Origin of the sequence: Glutamicibacter sp. FBE19, from assembly GCF_015524875.1 — a bacterium.
In the GTDB taxonomy this organism is placed as follows: domain Bacteria; phylum Actinomycetota; class Actinomycetes; order Actinomycetales; family Micrococcaceae; genus Glutamicibacter; species Glutamicibacter halophytocola.
Genome location: NZ_JACKQN010000007.1, coordinates 25322 through 42279 on the forward strand (window position 1 = coordinate 25322; position 16958 = coordinate 42279).

Annotated in this window: 18 protein-coding genes; 6 read left to right on the top strand and 12 right to left on the bottom strand. The window is 64.6% G+C overall.

What is annotated here, in order from left to right; translation table 11 throughout:
* Window positions 1–8: 8 nt before the first annotated feature.
* The 3 genes from H6F58_RS11985 to H6F58_RS11995 all read right to left on the bottom strand — a co-directional run bounded on the left by H6F58_RS11985 (window position 9) and on the right by H6F58_RS11995 (window position 2287).
* The gene (locus H6F58_RS11985) at window positions 9–848 is read right to left on the bottom strand and encodes an exodeoxyribonuclease III (RefSeq protein WP_171918940.1); all 840 of its coding nucleotides are present in this window, start codon (window positions 846–848) and stop codon (window positions 9–11) included.
* A gap of 95 nt (window positions 849–943) precedes the next feature.
* Window positions 944–1441 carry a hypothetical protein gene (locus H6F58_RS11990; protein ID WP_060700817.1) on the bottom strand — a complete coding sequence of 166 codons (498 nt, stop codon included), beginning with the start codon at window positions 1439–1441 and terminating at the stop codon, window positions 944–946.
* A gap of 69 nt (window positions 1442–1510) precedes the next feature.
* Window positions 1511–2287, bottom strand: a complete 777-nt coding sequence (locus H6F58_RS11995) for a GAP family protein (protein WP_195181830.1) — start codon at window positions 2285–2287, stop codon at window positions 1511–1513.
* A 110-nt stretch (window positions 2288–2397) separates the two neighbouring features.
* Here H6F58_RS11995 and H6F58_RS12000 point away from each other — a divergent pair, with 110 nt between their 5' ends.
* Together H6F58_RS12000 and H6F58_RS12005 are read left to right on the top strand one after the other, a co-directional pair.
* Window positions 2398–3564: a histidine kinase gene (locus H6F58_RS12000; RefSeq protein WP_195181831.1), complete on the top strand. Its 1167-nt coding sequence runs from the start codon at window positions 2398–2400 to the stop codon at window positions 3562–3564.
* Window positions 3561–4229, top strand: coding sequence for a response regulator transcription factor (locus H6F58_RS12005; protein WP_146277792.1), 669 nt, complete (start codon window positions 3561–3563; stop codon window positions 4227–4229). Before H6F58_RS12000 ends, H6F58_RS12005 begins: the two co-directional genes overlap by 4 nt.
* On the opposite strand, the gene H6F58_RS12010 is transcribed toward H6F58_RS12005, so the two are convergent.
* Together H6F58_RS12010 and H6F58_RS12015 are read right to left on the bottom strand one after the other, a co-directional pair.
* Entirely contained in the window at window positions 4177–4533 is a 357-nt protein-coding gene (locus tag H6F58_RS12010; protein ID WP_060700813.1) for a VOC family protein, read from the bottom strand. The two genes, H6F58_RS12005 and H6F58_RS12010, sit on opposite strands and share 53 nt — an antisense overlap.
* A gap of 32 nt (window positions 4534–4565) precedes the next feature.
* The gene (locus H6F58_RS12015; protein WP_146277791.1) at window positions 4566–5465 is read right to left on the bottom strand and encodes a LysR substrate-binding domain-containing protein; all 900 of its coding nucleotides are present in this window, start codon (window positions 5463–5465) and stop codon (window positions 4566–4568) included.
* A gap of 123 nt (window positions 5466–5588) precedes the next feature.
* Between H6F58_RS12015 and H6F58_RS12020 the strand changes: the two genes are divergently transcribed.
* Entirely contained in the window at window positions 5589–6974 is a 1386-nt protein-coding gene (locus H6F58_RS12020) for an MFS transporter (protein ID WP_195181832.1), read from the top strand.
* Window positions 6975–7019: 45 nt separating this feature from the next.
* Here H6F58_RS12020 and H6F58_RS12025 read toward each other — a convergent pair whose 3' ends face one another.
* The 5 genes from H6F58_RS12025 to H6F58_RS12045 form a co-directional block, all read right to left on the bottom strand.
* Window positions 7020–7253 (bottom strand): SHOCT domain-containing protein, encoded by a 234-nt coding sequence (locus H6F58_RS12025; protein WP_146277789.1) that lies wholly within the window; start codon window positions 7251–7253, stop codon window positions 7020–7022.
* 135 nt (window positions 7254–7388) lie between these two features.
* Window positions 7389–7727, bottom strand: coding sequence for a TM2 domain-containing protein (locus H6F58_RS12030; protein ID WP_171918945.1), 339 nt, complete (start codon window positions 7725–7727; stop codon window positions 7389–7391).
* Between the two features lie 94 nt (window positions 7728–7821).
* Window positions 7822–8493: a response regulator transcription factor gene (locus tag H6F58_RS12035; RefSeq protein WP_195181833.1), complete on the bottom strand. Its 672-nt coding sequence runs from the start codon at window positions 8491–8493 to the stop codon at window positions 7822–7824.
* The gene (locus H6F58_RS12040; RefSeq protein ID WP_195181834.1) at window positions 8490–9581 is read right to left on the bottom strand and encodes a sensor histidine kinase; all 1092 of its coding nucleotides are present in this window, start codon (window positions 9579–9581) and stop codon (window positions 8490–8492) included. Before H6F58_RS12040 ends, H6F58_RS12035 begins: the two co-directional genes overlap by 4 nt.
* Window positions 9582–9702: 121 nt before the next feature.
* Window positions 9703–10572 (bottom strand): bifunctional methylenetetrahydrofolate dehydrogenase/methenyltetrahydrofolate cyclohydrolase, encoded by an 870-nt coding sequence (locus tag H6F58_RS12045; protein WP_195181894.1) that lies wholly within the window; start codon window positions 10570–10572, stop codon window positions 9703–9705.
* 164 nt (window positions 10573–10736) lie between these two features.
* Here H6F58_RS12045 and H6F58_RS12050 point away from each other — a divergent pair, with 164 nt between their 5' ends.
* A complete protein-coding gene (locus H6F58_RS12050) occupies window positions 10737–11771 on the top strand; it encodes an NAD(P)/FAD-dependent oxidoreductase (RefSeq protein WP_195181835.1) in 1035 nt (344 codons plus the stop codon).
* Between the two features lie 9 nt (window positions 11772–11780).
* Here the strand turns inward: H6F58_RS12050 and H6F58_RS12055 are convergent, their stop codons facing one another.
* Window positions 11781–13637, bottom strand: coding sequence for a hypothetical protein (locus H6F58_RS12055; protein ID WP_195181836.1), 1857 nt, complete (start codon window positions 13635–13637; stop codon window positions 11781–11783).
* A 216-nt stretch (window positions 13638–13853) separates the two neighbouring features.
* On the opposite strand from H6F58_RS12055, the gene purU reads away from it, so the two are divergent.
* The gene (purU, locus tag H6F58_RS12060; protein ID WP_146277783.1) at window positions 13854–14696 is read left to right on the top strand and encodes a formyltetrahydrofolate deformylase; all 843 of its coding nucleotides are present in this window, start codon (window positions 13854–13856) and stop codon (window positions 14694–14696) included.
* Between the two features lie 37 nt (window positions 14697–14733).
* The gene (locus tag H6F58_RS12065) at window positions 14734–15252 is read left to right on the top strand and encodes a gamma carbonic anhydrase family protein (RefSeq protein ID WP_146277782.1); all 519 of its coding nucleotides are present in this window, start codon (window positions 14734–14736) and stop codon (window positions 15250–15252) included.
* On the opposite strand, the gene H6F58_RS12070 is transcribed toward H6F58_RS12065, so the two are convergent.
* A complete protein-coding gene (locus H6F58_RS12070; protein WP_244652564.1) occupies window positions 15249–16898 on the bottom strand; it encodes an HNH endonuclease signature motif containing protein in 1650 nt (549 codons plus the stop codon). The two genes, H6F58_RS12065 and H6F58_RS12070, sit on opposite strands and share 4 nt — an antisense overlap.
* Window positions 16899–16958: the final 60 nt, after the last annotated feature.

A 16958-nucleotide genomic window follows, 5' to 3' on the forward strand; every position in this document is an offset into this window, starting at 1 on the left:
GAATCCTTCTAGAACTGGTAGTCGACGACCAGCGGTGCGTGGTCGGAGAAGCGCAAATCGTAGGCCGAGGCACGGTCTACGTGGGACTTGATGGCCTTGCCGGCAAGGGCGGGCGTGGCCATGTGGTAGTCAATGCGCCAACCGGCATCGTTGTCGAAGGCCTGCCCGCGGAAGGACCACCAGGTGTAGGGGCCCTGGGTCTCTCCGGCGAGCTCGCGCGCCACATCCTTGTAGCCGATTTCCGGCCCGAAGAAGCCGTCGAAGTAGGCGATCTCCTCGTCCATCACGCCGGCGCGCTTATTGTGGTTCGGCTTCCAGTTCTTGATGTCCTTTTCGGTGTGCACGACGTTCAAATCGCCCACCACCAGCACATGGTCCTTCTCGTTCTTCAGCTCCACCAGGCGCACGTTCATGCGCTGCAGGAAGCGGTACTTGTCTTCCTGCTTCTGCGTGCCCAGCTCGCCGGAGTGCACGTAGGCGGAGACCACGGTGAAGATCTCGCCGTTGACTTCGAAGTCCGCTTCCACCCAGCGTCCGGCGTCGGCGAAGTAGTCCTCGCCGATATTTTCGCGCACGGCCACCGGCTGCGTGCGCGAGAGCACGGCCACCCCGGCCCGTCCCTTGTCCTTGGCCTCGGCATGCAGGATATGCCAGCCCTCGCCGATCAGCTCGCGCAGGATCGCATCCGGTGCGCGGACCTCCTGCAGGCAGAGGATGTCCACGTCGCGGGCGGCGATCCAGTCGGCCATATTGCGCTTGTAGGCGGCGCGAATGCCGTTGACGTTGACCGACGCGACGCGCAGTGCGCCGGCGTCCTTGCTCAGAATTTCCACGCTGGTAGGTATCACCTAACCAGCTTACAAAATTCTGCGCCCAATTACGCGCTGTTCGCCCCTGCGCCGGGGCAAACAAAAAGGGCAACGCATGTGCGTTGCCCTCGAAGCTAGTCGATGATTTCGCCGTCCATCGGCGTGGCCGGCTTGATCATGTCCCGCGCATTGGCCGCGGTCATCTGGATTGTCTCCAGCGCCCGGTCGATCATCGCCTCGGACTCGGGGCCCTTGGCCTCGCGCTGCTCGGAGACCACCCGGGCCTGGACCTGGACGATCTTGAACGAGTGGTCCAGCTTCATATCGCGCTGGCTGGTGGATTCATCCACCACAACCGTGCCGGACTGGGCCCGCGGGGTGGCCGCGGCGGTCGCCTCGCGCAGCGAGTTGTTGATCTTCTCGGCCCCGCGCTTGAGGCCAAACATCATGAAGGCGGCCAGCAGCAGCCAACCGGCGGAGATGACGACAACAAACCAGCCGACGATCTCATTGGAGTTGGCGGCGAAGACTACCGCCACCAGAAGAACGATGACCATGACGGACATTGCCAAAGTTGAGGCGTTGAGGGTGACTTTTTTGCCCTGCTTCGCGCTGCTGCCTAGAGGTTCCATAGCACCAATTCTCGCACCACCTGCCCACCGCAGGCCAATTGGCGGCCCGCGCTTTCGCCCACAGCGTGGCTAGCCGAACAAGCTGTGCAGGTCCTGCCCGGAAAGCGATGCGCGAATCAGCAGGAATCCGCCAATGCCCACCACCCAGCCCAGGGTTTCCTGGGCGTAGGCGCCTGCTTTGTCCCCGAGCTTTTGCATCCAGAGCTCGATCCGTGCGCCGGCCAGCGCGCGGGCTGACACCAGCAGCAACGCCGGGACGATCATGACCAGGCAGTAGCCAGCCAGCGCCGCCAGCTGCAGGCCGGCACTCCAGCCGGTGCCCTGCATGACGCCCACCGCGGCCAGGTAGGGCAGCATCGTGGGAAGCTCCAAGAGGCCCGCGAACAGGGCCAGGGCGATCAACCCGGTGCGGGTATCCAGCGCTGCGCCCACCCGGCCTCGCAAGCGGCGCGGCAGCGGTGCCGATTCGGAAGCCGGCTCCAGTCCCTGGGCTGGCCCTCCGGCAGGCGCCTTGGCCTTCTTCCGGGCGCTGGCCTCTTTTTGCGCATCGGTGCGATAGGACAGCGCCCAGATGATCATCATCGCACCGGCTGCCACTGCGGCCAGCCTGGAGAACCGGTGCTCGAAGATCCCCGGATCGACCAGCACCAGCCCGCTGCGCAGCAGCACCCCGACGACCCAGTAGAAGACCGCGATCACCCCGAGATAGACCAGCACCTTGACGATGGCCTCGCGCCGCCCGCGCAGCAGCAGCCACAGCGGAATGACCAGGGTGCCGATGCTGGTCGAGTCGATCAGCGCCAGGATGACCAGGGAAAGTTCGGGATTGCCCGTCATGATGTCCATGGCTTCCACTGTTCCGCGGTTGGCTGCCTCGCGGTATCGGCCGGTGGGCTGGGCATTCTCCTCCTTAAGGGGGATACCCGGTGGCTAGCGGATCGGGGATGCTTGAAAGCATGAACTTCATTCGGCGGATGGGCAGCGGCGACAAGGAGCCGGAGGTCGCCGGCACCTACCTGGTTCTGGTCGTCATCCTGCATCTGGCCGGCGTGGCCAATTCGCCGTTGATCCCGGCCAGCGGCGTTGAATGGATCCTTCTGCTGCTGCTTGGCGCGGGCGCGATCCTCATTCGCCGCCGCTGGCTGCTGCCCAGCACCGTGGCCTTGGCGCTGTGCGGGCTGGGGATGCTCGCGGTGGGAAGCATCGGCGGCTATTTCCTGGTCTTTGAATGCATTTTCGGGTCGTTCCTCCTCGGGTCGGCCCGGGTCCGAACCGTGATGTTCTTCACCTTGGCAGCAGCTGCCCTGTCGCTGGCGATCGCCAGCTGGCTGGCGACGCGGAACCTGCAGGAGGTGGTGCTGAGCCTGTTCATGGCCGGCTTCGTCCTGTTCATCCCGATGCTCTGGGCCGAGAATGTGCGCACTGCCAAGGAACTGGCCAGAGCTGAATCCCAGCGGGCGCACGCCCTGCAGACGGCGGCCATGGCGCGTGAAGACCGCCTGGTGGCCGAGCATCATGCTGCGCGGATCGAAGAACGCACCGCCTTGGCCCGCGAGATGCATGATGTGCTTTCGGCCAGGTTCTCTTCCATTGCCTTGCTTTCCGGGGCGCTCTTGCCCGCCGCCTCCCACAGCGCGCGAGGCCCCTTGCAGAGCATCCGCGACGAGTCCGTTTCAGGCCTTGAGGACATGGCGGGCATGGTGCGCATGCTGCATCAAGGCGGCCAGGCATTGCAGGCGCGCATCGAGGATCTGCCCGCAGTGGCTGCGGGCTTCGGCGAGCCGGTGCGCTGGGAGTACCGGGTCGAGGATCCGCAGCGCTTCAGCCCGGCGGTGCATACCGCCGCGCACCGCACGGTGTCCGAGCTGCTGGTCAATCATGCCAAGCATGCCCCCGATACGCTCTTGGAACTGAGCATCGTGCAGCACCACGGGTTGAGCATCGTGGCCAGGAACAGGATGCCCGGTGCGCCGGGATCGGATGCGCCGGGGGCCGGGATCGGCCTGCGCAATATCCGCACCCGCGTGGCAGCCCTGGATGGGCGGTTTGCGCTGCGCACCGGCGACGTGTTTGAAGCGCGGGTCGAATTCCCCGAGATCGCGCAAGGAGCGGCGAAGCCATGAAGGTCCTGATTGTTGACGACCACGCCACCGTCCGCATGGGCATCAGGCTGGTTTTGCAGGCCGCGGAGGATCTGGAAGTGATCGGCGAGGCGGCCGATGGGCGATCGGCCATCTCCATGGCCAAGGCCCTGTCCCCCGATGTCATCCTGATGGACCTGCGCATGCCGGTGCTCGATGGCATCGAGGCGACGAAGGCGCTGCATGGGTCCTGCGCCGTGGTGGTGCTGACAACCTTCGACGACGACGAGTACCTTTTTGGCGCGCTGCAGGCCGGGGCCCACGGCTTTTTGCTCAAAAGCGCGCAACCGCAGGCGATCATCATGGCCGTGCGCGCGGCCGGCCGGGGTGAATCGGTGCTGGATCCCCAGGTGACCTCGCGGATCCTGGCCCGTGCCCTGGCCCCGGAACCCGCAGGGGCGAAGCTGCCCGAGGGGCTGACGGCGCGCGAACGCGAAGTGCTCGACGGGCTGGCTCAGGGATTGAGCAACCCGCAATTGGCCCGGCGCCTGGGCATCGGGCACAGCACGGTGAAGACGCACGTTTCGCAGGTGCTGGCCAAGCTCGGGGTCTCCACCCGGCTTCAGGCGGCAAGAATCGCCTTCGCGGCCGGTGCTACCAGCTCACCAGGCAGAAGGGATGATCCTGCGGATCCAGGTAGACCCTGAAGGTCTTGGAACCTTGGCCGGTGGCTTTGGCCCCCAGGTGCAGCACCTGCTCCTCGGCCAGGTCCAGGTCGGCGACTTTCACGTCGATATGGGCCTGCTGCGGGTGGATGTGCCCGGGCCATTGCGGTGCGACATAGGGGCTGACGGCTTGGAATGCGAGCGCCGGGTGGTCCGGGGCGTCGCCGATCGACACCCAGTCCGGCTCGTTGTCGATGCGTACCATCCCAAGGAGCTGTTCGTAGAATTCGGCCAGTGCATCGGGGTCTTCGCAGTCGAAGACCATGGCCTGCCATGTGCCAATCATGGCCCCATTATGCGCTCGGGTTCCGCCCGCGTCTACCAGGACTCAGCCATTGCGCAGATACAGTGGTCGATCAGCGCCTGCACCCGGGCGGGAATGCGCACCGAGCGCGGGGTGATGGCCACCACCGCGTTGGAATAGTTCGGCGCCTTCAGATCGCGGTAGGCCAGCGGCCGTCCCTCCACGGAGACCGCGGCGTTGTTCGGCCGGCGCATCAGCAGCCCGTAGCCCAGCCCGCGCCCGACCATGGCGGAGACCAGGATCATCTGCGGGACGGCCGCGGCGATTCTGGGTGACAGCCCCTGGGCGGCGAAGAGCTGCATCTGGTGATCAGTGCTCGGCTCCGACTCGTACATGATCAGCGGTTCTGGCGCGAGGTCCGCCAATTCCAGCGGCCGCTTCAGCTTGGCCAGCCGGTGTTCGGGGTGCAGCACCACCTGCATTTCGGTGCGGTAGACCTGCTGCTTGTCCAGGTCCGCGGGCAGCGAGAGGTCGTAGACAAAGGCGACGTCCAGCTCCCCGTTGCGCAGGGCGGGCAGCAGCTCGTCATGGGTGCCCACGCGCACTTCGAGCTGCACTTCGGGGTGGTCGAACCCCTCAAGCGTGGCCGGGATCAGGTGCGGGGAGAGCGAGGCAAAGCATCCGAAGCGCACCGGCCCGCGCAGCCTGCCGCCGGCCTGCGGGAAGGTGGCGCCCAGTTCCCCCACGTCGACCAGGATTTTCCGGGCCATCTGCGCGAAGTGATGCCCGGAGGCGGTGAGGGAAAATCCGTGGGCCTTGCGGCGCAGGCACAGGCTCTCCCCGGCGAGGCGCTCGATCGCGGTAATCGCCTGTGACAGGGCCGATTCGGAGATCCGCAATTCGCTGGCGGCCGATCCAAGCGTGCTGTGCCCGGGCAGCTCGGCCATGATTTCCAGATGGCGCATCGAATACATAAGCCCGCCTTCAGAAGTTCTGCAGATATTTGAAGTTTACCTTACCTGTATCGGCTGTCACACTGAAGTGATCCACAACCCAGGGGCGAGCGGCAGCTGTGCCCCGCTCGCAAGGGAAGCTACATGAGAACAGCACACGCCGCCAAGGCGAACCAACGACGCGTCGCCTTCGCCACCGTCATCGGCACCACCGTGGAGTGGTACGACTTCTTCATCTATGCCACCGCCGCCGGCCTGGTCTTTTCCAAGCTCTTCTTCGAGCCGGCCGGCCAGGAGATCGCGCTGCTGATCTCCTTCGCCTCGGTGGGCCTGTCCTTCCTCTTCCGCCCGCTCGGCGCGTTTTTGGCCGGGCATTTTGGCGACAAGATCGGCCGCCGGGCCATGCTGGTGCTCACCCTGGCCCTGATGGGCGCCTCCACCACCCTGATCGGCGTGCTGCCGACCTACGAAACCGCTGGCCTGTGGGCGCCGGTACTGCTTCTGCTGCTGCGCATCCTGCAGGGCATTTCGGCCGGCGGCGAATGGGGTGGCGCCGTGCTGATGGCCGTCGAGCACGCGCCCGATGGCCACCGCGGCCGCGCCGGCTCCTACCCGCAGGTGGGCGTGCCGCTGGGCATGCTGCTCGCCTCGGGCACCATGGCGCTGATGACCGGCGTGATCTCCCCCGGCGAGGCCTTCATGGCCTGGGGCTGGCGCGTGCCCTTCCTCGTCTCGATCGTGCTGATCCTGGTCGGCTACTTTGTCCGCCGCGCCGTGGACGAGTCCCCGGTCTTCGAGGAGATCGCCGAGCACAAGGCGCAAACCAATGTGCCGATCCTGGTGCTGTTCAAGAAGCACTGGCCGCTGGTGATCGTCGCGGCCCTGGTGTTCGCCGGCAACAATGCCGCCGGGTACATGACCACCGGCGGGTTCTTCCAGTCCTACACCACCAACCCCGAGGGCCCGGTCGGCCTGGAACGCACCGACGTGCTGGTCGCGGTTGCCTTCGGCGCGGCGATCTGGCTGGTCATGACGCTGGTGGCCGGGCTGCTGGCGGACAAGATCGGCCGCAAGCGCACCTACCAGCTGGGCTTCATCATCCTGGCGATCTCGCTGTTCCCGGTGTTCGCCCTGGTGAATTCCGGCTCGCTGGGCCTGCTCTACGTGGCCTTCGGGCTGTTCTCCATCGGCCTGGGCCTGACCTACGGCCCGCAGGCGGCCCTGTACTCCGAGCTCTTCCCTGCCTCGGTGCGCTTCTCCGGGGTCTCGATCTCCTACGCGATCGGCGCGATTGTCGGCGGCGCCTTCGCCCCGACCATTGCCCAGGCCCTGGTGCAGGCCACCGGCGGCACCACCGCGGTGGCCGTGTACCTGCTGATCGTGGTGGCAGTGTCCTTCATCGCGGTCAGCCTGATTCGCGATCGCTCCGGCATCGACTTGTCCTTCCGCAACCAGGCCGAGCAGGAAGTGGGAGCGCTGATCTTCGACAAGCGCGGCGCGGAAGCGGCCAAAACCACCCAGGACGCCTGATAGACAGCCAGGGCCCGCTCAAGCGGGCCCTGGCTTTTCTGGCGGCTATTTCCTGGTGCGCAAGACCTCAAGGCGCTGCCGGTACTCGGTGTCGTCGATCTCCCCGCGGGCGTAGCGCTCGCGCAGGACGCCCTCCGCGCTGGCCGGTCCTTGATGCCGGCGGCGCTTGAAGGAGAAGATCAGCAACCCGATCACCAGGATCCAGAAAATCGGGAAGAACCAGAACGGGCCGGGGCCGTAGCCCCAGGCGTGCGCTGCGATTGCCAGGGTCGGGATCATTGTGGAACTCCTTGGTAGATGTGCGGGACCTCGCGTCCCATGCATCCACTCTCCCGCTCCCGGCGCTTGGGCACATCCGCTCGGGGAAGGCACTTTGATCGAGCGGCGTACTCCCCCGGGCAGACTGCCGGTACGCTATGCCATGTAACGGGTGGTGCCGCGCTGGTTGATGCGCTGCACCGTGCCGGGGATGGTGAAAATGTCGATAATCAGCAAGATCCACAGCACGCCCAAAGGCACCCAGCCGATCAGGATGAAGGTGGTGGCCCAGCCGATGACGCCCAGCGCCAGGTACACGATGCCCGCGGCTACCTGGCCGAGGTAGAACTTGTGGATGCCCAGCTGGCCAAGGAAGAACCACAGCACATAGGCCAGCAGGGTGCTCTTCTGGTTCACGATCACGATGTGGTTGTTGATCTGGATGGGCTGCTGCTCATAGGGGCGTTGCGGCTGGCCGCCAGTATTTTCCGTCATGGGTACCTCGCTAAATTCTCTGTGCTGCGTGCGATGATGCATTCACCACCACTTTATCCGACAACTTGAGAATTGCGTCCCAATCCGGAGTGGGTTACGCGTTGCCCAGCGCTTCGCCGGGGGTGATCAGGCCGGATTCGTAGGCCAGCACCACCAGCGAGGTGCGATCGCGCACCCCGAGCTTGCCGATGATCCGCGAAACATGGGTCTTGGCGGTCAGCGGGGTGATGAAAAGTTCCGCCGCGATCTCCGCGTTGGTTTTCCCGGTGCCGATCTGCACTAGCACTTCGCGTTCCCGGGCGGTCAATTCGGCCAGGCGCGGATCGGCGGGAAGCTTCTTCTGGATCCCGGTGGCGACCTGGCTCAGCAGCGTGCGGGTGACGCTCGGCGAGAGCAGCGAATCGCCTGTGGCCACAATGCGCACCGCCTCGATCAGCTGCGCCGGCTCGGTGTCCTTGACCAGGAACCCGCTGGCTCCGGCGCGGATCGAATCCAGGATGTACTCTTCGAGCTCGAAGGTGGTCAGCATGATCACGCGGGTGGGCAGCTCGGCTGTGATCTGTGCGGTCGCGGAAATCCCGTCGCCGTGGGGCATGCGGATATCCATCAGCACGATATCCGGCTTCGTGGCGCGCGCCAGCTGCACCGCCTCCGTGCCGCTGCCTGCGGTGCCGAGCACCGTCATGTCGGCTTCGGCTTCCAGCAGTGCGCTGAACCCGGCGCGAATCAGCGACTGGTCGTCGACGATCAAGACCCCGATGCTCATGATGCCTCCTGGGGTGCCGGGATCAGTGCGGTGATCCGAGTTCCGGTGGCGCCGGGCAGGTTGCCCGCGCTGAGAGTAACGGTACCGCCTAGGGCCTGAACACGTTCGCGCACCCCGCGAAGGCCGTTGCCTTCTTGTGCACCGCGCAGGCCAATCCCGTCATCGGCCACGCTCACCTGCGCCCGCGTTTCGGTGAGCTGCACGGCGACATCGACCCGGCTGGCCTTGGCATGGCGCACGACGTTGGTCAGCGATTCCTGCACCACCCGGTAGATGGTGTTCTCCACTGCGTCATCCATCCAGGCAGGTTCGCTCTGCGGCGCCGAGTAGTGCGTTTGGAGGCCGGTGAGCTGGGCGAGCAAATCCGGCACCTGTTCCAGGCGCTGGCTGGGTATGCGCGGGGCGTCTTGGCGGAGCACCGAGAGGACCTCGCGCACGTCGTTCAGCGACTGAGCGGACCCGGCTTTGATGTTGGCCAGGGTTTCGAGCAGCTTGGCCGGATCGGGATCCTTTTCGGCCAAATGCAGGGCAACCGAGGCCTGCACGTTGATCATCGACAAGGAATGTGCGACCACGTCGTGGATGTCGCGGGCGATCACCAGCCGTTCCTGGTCGGCCTGGTGCTTGAGCTGCTCGGCTTCGGCGCTGCGGCGCTCAATGCGGCGCAACCTCCCGGCCCGGGCAAGCTCCGCACCCAGCAGGAGCACCACCAGCCAGATCAAGCTGAACAGCGGCGGGGACCCTCGCCACAAAAACAGCCCGGCGACTCCGGCGGCAAAGGCGGCGGCAGATCCCCATGCCCACCACCGCGCCCCGGAAACCAGGGCCAGCACCAGGGCGATTGCCATCGACACGGCGAAGGGGCCCGCCGGGAAGCCGGCGGCCACGTAGCCCAGGGCGACCGCTGCACATCCGGCCGCCGTCAGCCCGGGCGCGCGCCGGCGGAAAACCAGGATCGCCGGCCCGGCCAGCAGCAGCAGCACCGCCGCGGCACTGAGTTCTGCGCCCTGGCGCCACGAAGCCATATGCGTGCCGATGACCTGGATGACGGCGACGGCCACGGGGAGGAACAGCGGTCGTCTTCTCATAGAACCGAGAATACTCCGGCGGGCCGGGCCGGGACATGCGGCCGGCGGGGCAGGTGCGATACTCCCGCGGGAGTACGGCAAAGCCCGCGTCCACAGAGCGGACGCGGGCTTGGCCTGCGGGCTAGCGGGCGTTGCGCTCGGCAGCCTCGACCACATTGTTCAGCAGCATCGCGCGGGTCATCGGGCCCACGCCGCCCGGGTTCGGGCTGATCGCGCTGGCCACTTCGGCGGCGGCCGGGTCCACGTCGCCGGTGACCTTGCCATCCACGCGGGAAACGCCCACATCAAGCACGATCGCGCCGGGCTTGATGGCGTCGGCCTTCACAATATGCGGAACGCCGGCGGCGGCGATGATGACATCGGCCTGGGCGAGCAGTTCGGGAAGGTTGGTGGTGCCGGTGTGCGCCAGGGTGACGGTGGCGTTCACGCTGCGGCGGGTGAGCAGCAGGCCGACCGGGCGGCCGATGGTCACGCCGCGGCCCAGGACCAGCACGTGCTTGCCGTTAAGGTCGATATCGTGGCGGGCCAGCAGGTCCACGCAACCCAGCGGGGTGCACGGCAGCGGCGAGGTCATCGGGCGGTTCACGTTGGCCACCAGGCGGCCGAGGTTCATCGGGTGTAGGCCGTCGGCATCCTTGGAGGGATCCATCGCCTCGAGGATCACATCCTGGTCGATGTGCTTGGGCAGGGGCAGCTGCACGATGTAGCCGGTGCAGTCCGGGTTCTCGTTCAGTTCGCGGACCTTGGCGAGCAGCTCGTCCTGGGTGGTTTCCTCGGGCAGGTCCACGCGGATGGACTCGATGCCGACCTCGGCGCAGTCCTTGTGCTTGCCGCCCACGTACCATGCGGAGCCTGGATCGTTGCCGACCAGAATGGTGCCCAGCCCGGTGGTGTGGCCCGCAGCCTTCAGCTTGGCGACACGTTCAGCCAGTTCCTGCTTGATGGCGGCCGCGGTGGCCTTTCCGTCGAGAATGCGTGCGCTCACGCGTATCCTTCCGTAGGCGCCTCGTTCCCAAGGCGGGTGGTGTGCGGACCCAGGCGCGCGGCTCGCACAATTAGCTCCCCGGTGGTTACCCACCTAACGCCAGTCACGCGTTCCAGTGTAGCGAAAATGCCCTCAGGAATGATCTTGTAGTGCGCAGAGTTACCTTTAGTGTGTACTCGACAATTGTGATCGGCGCCGGGCAAGCCGGGCTCTCAGCCGCCTACCATCTGGCCAAGCGCGGCGTGGACTTCCTGGTGCTCGATGCGAACCCCGGACCCGGTGGCGCGTGGCAGAACCGCTGGGACTCCCTGACCCTGGGCGCCACCCACCATATCCACCCGCTGCCCGGCTTCCCGTTGGAGGACCAGGACTCCACGAGGCCTGCCTCGGGGGTGGTCAAGGAGTACTACGGCGAGTATGAGCGGCGCTTTGCGCTGCCGGTGCGGCACTCCACCACAGTCACCTCGGTGCAGCGGGTGGACGAGCACTTCGAGGTGCACGCCGATCAGCTGTACACCGCGCGCACCCTTATTAACGCGACCGGGACCTGGACCAATCCGTTCTGGCCGGTGTACCCCGGGCATTTTGACGGGCTGCAGGTGCATACCAATGGGTTTGCCTCTCCTGCCCAGTTTGATGGGAAACGAGTCCTGGTGGTCGGTGCCGGGGCCAGCGCCACGCAATTCATCGTGCAGCTGCGCGAGGCCGGGGTCGATACCCTTTGGTCCACTCGGCGAGCGCCGGATTGGCGGGAGTTCACCGGGGCGGAGTGGGGACTGGAGGTGGAGCGCCAGGTCAACGAGCGCACCCGGGCAGGATTGCCGCCCAAATCGGTGGTCGGAACCACCGGGCTGGCGCTGACCGAGAAGATGCGCGCCGGGACCGCTTCCGGGGCGCTGGTCTCGCGCGGGAAGATCGCCCGGCTGGAATCGGATGCGGTGGTCTTTGCCGACGGTTCGCGGGAGAAGATCGACGCGATCCTCTGGGCGACCGGCTTCCGCCATGCCCACCGCCACCTGCGCGACCTCAAGCTGCACACCGAGTCCGGCGGCATCCTCATGGACGACGATGGGGTTTCCGCCACCGCGATGCCCGGGATCTTTTTTGTCGGCTACGGGGCTTCGGCCTCCACACTCGGAGCTACGCGGGCGGGCCGAAAGGCCGCACTGGCGGCGAGCAAGTTCCTGACCTCGGTGGCGGTATAGCCTGCCGAGTTACTTCTTGCTCACCTTGGTGACCACGGTGGTGTAGCCGAGTTTCGATGCGGTCACCCGCACGCTCAAGGTCTTCCGGGCATCGGCTTGCACTACCTTGTAGCTTGGCTTGGTGGCCTTGGGAATGCTCTTCCCCGAGCGCATCCACTGGTAGGAGATCTTCACGTTCTTCGTGCTGTAGCTGCCTGCCGTAGCTTTCAAAGTCTTGCCCGTGGATTTCTTTCCGGTCATCACCGGCTTCTTCAAGACTTTCAGCTTGGCGGCTGCGATCTTCCCGGTCGCAGTGCTGGTCACGGTCTTGGTGGTGTAGTTGGTCTTGGCATAGGTCACCGAGACCGAGATCCGTTGGTTCAGATCTGCCGGTTTGAGCGTGTAGGTCGTTGCCGTGGCGCCCTTGATCTTCTGGCCGCTGCGCAGCCACTGGTACTTAGTGGACTGGGCGGCTGGAGCCGCTGTGGCGGTCTTGGCGGTGAGCTTCGAACCGACTTTTGCGGTTCCGGAGACCTGAGGCCTGGCAACGGTGATCATGCCCTTGACGACCTTGACCGCGGTGCTGTCCGGCAGCCATACCGATTCTCCGTCCGCCGCGTGCAGAGTTGCCCGCACGGCGATCTTGCGGTTGGCATAGGACTGGGGTGGGGTATAGGTTTTCGCGGTAGCCCGCGGAATCTCGAATCCGTCGACTAGCCACTGATAATGGCGTGTGAACTCCGGGAAGTATGCGCCGTCGAGGGAAGCGGTGAGCTTCTCTCCCACGACCTTGCTGCCGCTGATCGTGGCCTTGGCGATCGAGGCCACTGTCGCGGCAATCGGCGCGCCGTACGTCATCGTCCCCTGCGCCGAGGGGACCCATACTTCGCCGTTTTGACGAACTTCTTTCGTCTCAAAATTCAGCGCGATAACTTTCTTGGAGTCTTCGCGCACCAGCTGGTAGCTCTCTCCCACGGCACCGGGGATCGGTGCCCCGTTGCGGGTCCACTGCAGGGCCGTGTATGGGTAGTTGCTTATCGGTGCCAGCAGATCATCTCCCACTACCGCCGCATCGTGTCCCTCCAGCGACGGGTTCCTGTTCAGTGAAATACGGCCAAGCTTCACGGTATCGCGCACGCCCACGTGCCAGCCTGCCGCATAGCTGACAGACCTCAGGTTCTCCTGGCCCGGGATCACTGCCTCGAAATCGTTGAGTTCTGCCTTCAACCCCGCGTACCCGGCCTTGTTCGCGGTGAAGCCTGTGGGGCTGATCTGGCCCAGGATACGTACACTGCTGTATTCCCAAGGTTTGAGCATCGTTCCATCTACGGTGATCAAGGGTTCGATCTGCGCGCTGGCACCGACCTTTAGCTCGATGAGCGGCCTAGTGTAGCTGGCGAGATCCAGTACTTCGAGATTGGTCAGGTCCTTGGCCCAGCGGTAATCGGTCGAACTCGTTGCCACCACTTCAAGTTCCTTCAGGCCCGATAGCTGGCCCAGCCCAGCCAGTTGCACCTGCTTCCCCTTAGGGAAGACTATGGACAGCGATTCCAACTCCGGCAATTTGGCTAGTTCCGGGATGATTTCCTGTGGAGCCTCGCTGATCCGAACCGATTGCAACTGGGGGTTTGCAGCTAGGACTTCCAACCCACCGAGCGTCTGCTCCTTCTGGGTGTCGACGCCAATCCACTGGATATTGCCGGTCATTGGCAGGTCCTGCAACGATGTCACATTCTTGCATGACAGCCCCACGACGACACTGGCGGTCTCATCCGTGTGTTCGAAGCAGTCTGTAGAGCTGATAGCACCGTGGGCCGGGGGCACGAGCCCGGCGAAAACCAAGGCGGCGGCGCCTATAACCGAAGTAAAACGATGCAGCAGCCTCATGTGTTTCCCCAAGCGTGAAAAATACCAGATTTTATAGACATCATGTCATAGCTCTGCCAAGTACGAATTATTGATTCGCAGGATGCCTTTGAGGACGCATCAAGCACTGCCATTGGGTGCGGAATGTGGTTGTTGATCGCTTTTTCGCGACGCATGACTGTGTAACGCCATCGCGACGAATGTGCGTGCAGCGCGCCAGCCGGTTAATCTCAATGCATGAACAATTTCATCGTCACCCTCTCCTGCATCGACCGACCCGGCATCGTCCACGCCATTTCCGGAGGTCTGCTGGGTGCCGGTTGCAATATCACCGAGTCCCAGCAGTTCCTCTCGCCGGAGACCGGCACCTTCTTCATGCGCATCGAGGTCACCACTGAGCAGTCGCTGGTGCAGATCCGCGCGGGGCTCGCACCAATCCGCGACGACTTCCACATGTCCCTGCGCGTGGCTGACGGCGCCAAGCGCACCCGCACCATGCTCATGTGTTCCAAGGCGGGGCATGCGCTCAACGACCTGCTGTTCGCCCAGCGTTCCGGCACCTTGCCCATTGATGTGCCGGTGATCGTTTCCAACCACCTTGATTTGAAGCCGATGGCCGACTTCTACGGCGTGGAATTCGTTCACCTGCCGGTGACTAAGGAGAACAAGTCGCAGTCCGAGGCCGAGCTGCTCAAGCTCGCCGAGGACTACAACATCGAACTGGTGGTGCTGGCCCGCTACATGCAGATCCTCTCCGACTCGCTGTGCGAACGGATGGAAGGCCGCGTCATCAACATCCACCATTCCTTCCTGCCATCCTTCAAGGGTGCCAAGCCCTACCACCAGGCCTATGCACGTGGCGTGAAGCTGATCGGCGCCACAGCGCACTACGTGACCGCCGATCTGGATGAGGGCCCGATCATCGACCAGGAAGTCACCCACGTCTCGCACACCCGCACCGCCGAGCAGCTAGTTGAGCTGGGGCGCAGCGTGGAGGGCCGGACGCTGACCCGTGCGGTGCAGTGGCATGCCGAGCATCGCGTAATGCTCGACGGCCAGCGGACCATCGTCTTCTCATAACTCGCACCGTGCCCCCTCGACAATTAGAGTGGGTGGCATGAGCCACATTATTACTATTGACGGGTCGACCCCGCAGGTCGCCGAGAACGTTTTTGTCGCCCCCACCGCCGTGCTGAGCGGGGACGTGGTGCTGGAGACTCGGGCCAGCGCCTTCTACGGGGTTTCCGTGCGCGGCGACTCGGCTCCGATTCGCGTAGGTGAAGGCACCAATTTGCAGGACAACGTGGTGCTTCACGCGGATGCCGGTTACCCCTGCACGCTGGGCGCCGGAGTGTCGGTCGGCCACTCGGCAGTAGTGCACGGCGCCACCGTGGGCGACGGCTGCTTGGTGGGCATGAGTGCCACCATCATGAACGGCGCGGTGATCGGCGAGCAGTCGCTCGTGGCCGCCGGCGCGCTGGTGCTGGAAGGCACCCAGGTCCCGCCGCGCTCGCTGGTGGCCGGCGTTCCGGCCAAGGTGCGCCGTGAACTCAGCGATGAAGAGGTTGCAGGGTTGAACGTCAACGCCGAGCATTACCTCGAATTGGCGGCCAAGCATTTGGCTGCGAACTCCTAAGCCGCAGCGAACTCTACGGCCATCAGCCCCGAACGCCACTGGGTTGTCATCCGCTCAGCCAGTGCTTCGGCGGCCAGCGCTTCAGTTGGGGTCATGAAGTAGGTATTGATCCTTAGCCGTTGTTCCGGGTCGAGCTCCCTAGACAGTAGTACCAGGGGCCGGCTTCCGGAGACCTTGACGGTCCTAAAGAGTCCGCAGTGCCGGCCGATGTGGTGGATCGGGCAGTTCAGGTCTGCCGAGGCGATGTCGGTGCGCCCGCCCTTCTCCCACGGATCCAGATGGTCGAGTTCGCATCGTTCGGCGGGCATGCTGCAGCCAGGGTAGGAGCAGCCTCTATAGGCGGCGCGGATTGCCCGGCCTTGGGCCTTGGAGAAGAGCCGCTGGGTGCGGCCAAGGTCCAAGGGCAGAGAAGTGCCATTGAGCACCAGCGGGTAAACACCGGCGGTACAGAGTGCGGCTCGTGCTTCACCGGGGGTGAGGGGCAATCCGCTGGAAGTGACAGCAAAGTCCTTGAGTTGCTGTTGCATCTTTTCCCAGTTCAACACGATGCTGACCTGCGCTGCGGGCGGTGTTGACATACCGGAACCGGTGGGAGAACTTCCCATCAACAGAGTTAGCAGTCCCAGTAGCCGGCGGCGTTCGGGCTTCATGTCTTCCCACGGTTTGTGTTCATCCGGTCTCGGCGAACTTGGCGATGTTTCCGGTGGTGCTGATTGCTCCGGCTCGGCGGGTCCAGAACGGTTCCCGCCCTTGGCCCAGTCTGGCATCGACTCCTCATCGTCCCAGTCGCTCCCCGGTTCCCCGGTGAAATGAGCTTCGGCGTCCTTCAAGTGCTCGCGGTTACCGGCCACGGTAGCCGGATTGTCCATCTTGGCGAGGTAGGCCTCGATAAAAGCCGCCTGAGAAGGAAGTAAGCGCAGCACATATTCGACCAGGCCTTGGCGCATGCCGCGTCTAAAAATTCCGATGCACTCAAGCAGGGCCTTGATCGGGCGTTCGCCGGATTTCACCTCGGCTATGAGCGCGTTAATGTGTTTGCGTGCGGACTTCGGTTCGGTGCGCAGGAAAGCCAGTGCGTCGGCTTGGAGTTGTTCTTTCTTTTTACGCCCGGCTTTGCCCTCGCCCAGATCTTTGCGGGCTGAATGCAGTTTCGTGGCCGTGGCAGCGACCGGGCGTGGGTCGACGTCAGGATCCATGAATTGTTCGGCGAGCTGAGGCAACCACGGGGCGATGGGTTGACCTGCCTCATTCACCCCGCCAATCAAGCAGTCGGCTTGGATCAGGCGGGACGAAGCGGTGGCCCGTGGAATATCCAGCCAGTCCTGCAACAACCCGGAGGCACTATTAAAGTGGGTGCGGCCGGCGGTGGTGTGGCCGCGGGCTGCCTCGATCTGCTCGATCGTGGGGTTGGTGCCAGCGTCGGTGATGGCTTGGAACGATTCGCGGTCAATCTTGTGGGCACCGGTGCGGCGCAGCGCGTGGGCAGCCTGGATCTGCGCGCGGGTTTGCTGCTGTCCCAGGTGCTCGGTGAGCAGTGCAAAGTAGGCGGCGTGGCCGGCGGGCAGGTCGCCGGAAAGCACAGCCGTGGCCGAGGCAACGAGCCGGGCCGCCTCGGCCAGATCCTTGAGTGCTTGTGCTGTGCTCATGGGAACGAGCATGCCCCGCAGAAAAGGATCCGCGGGGCATGCAATGACGGTGTGTGGATA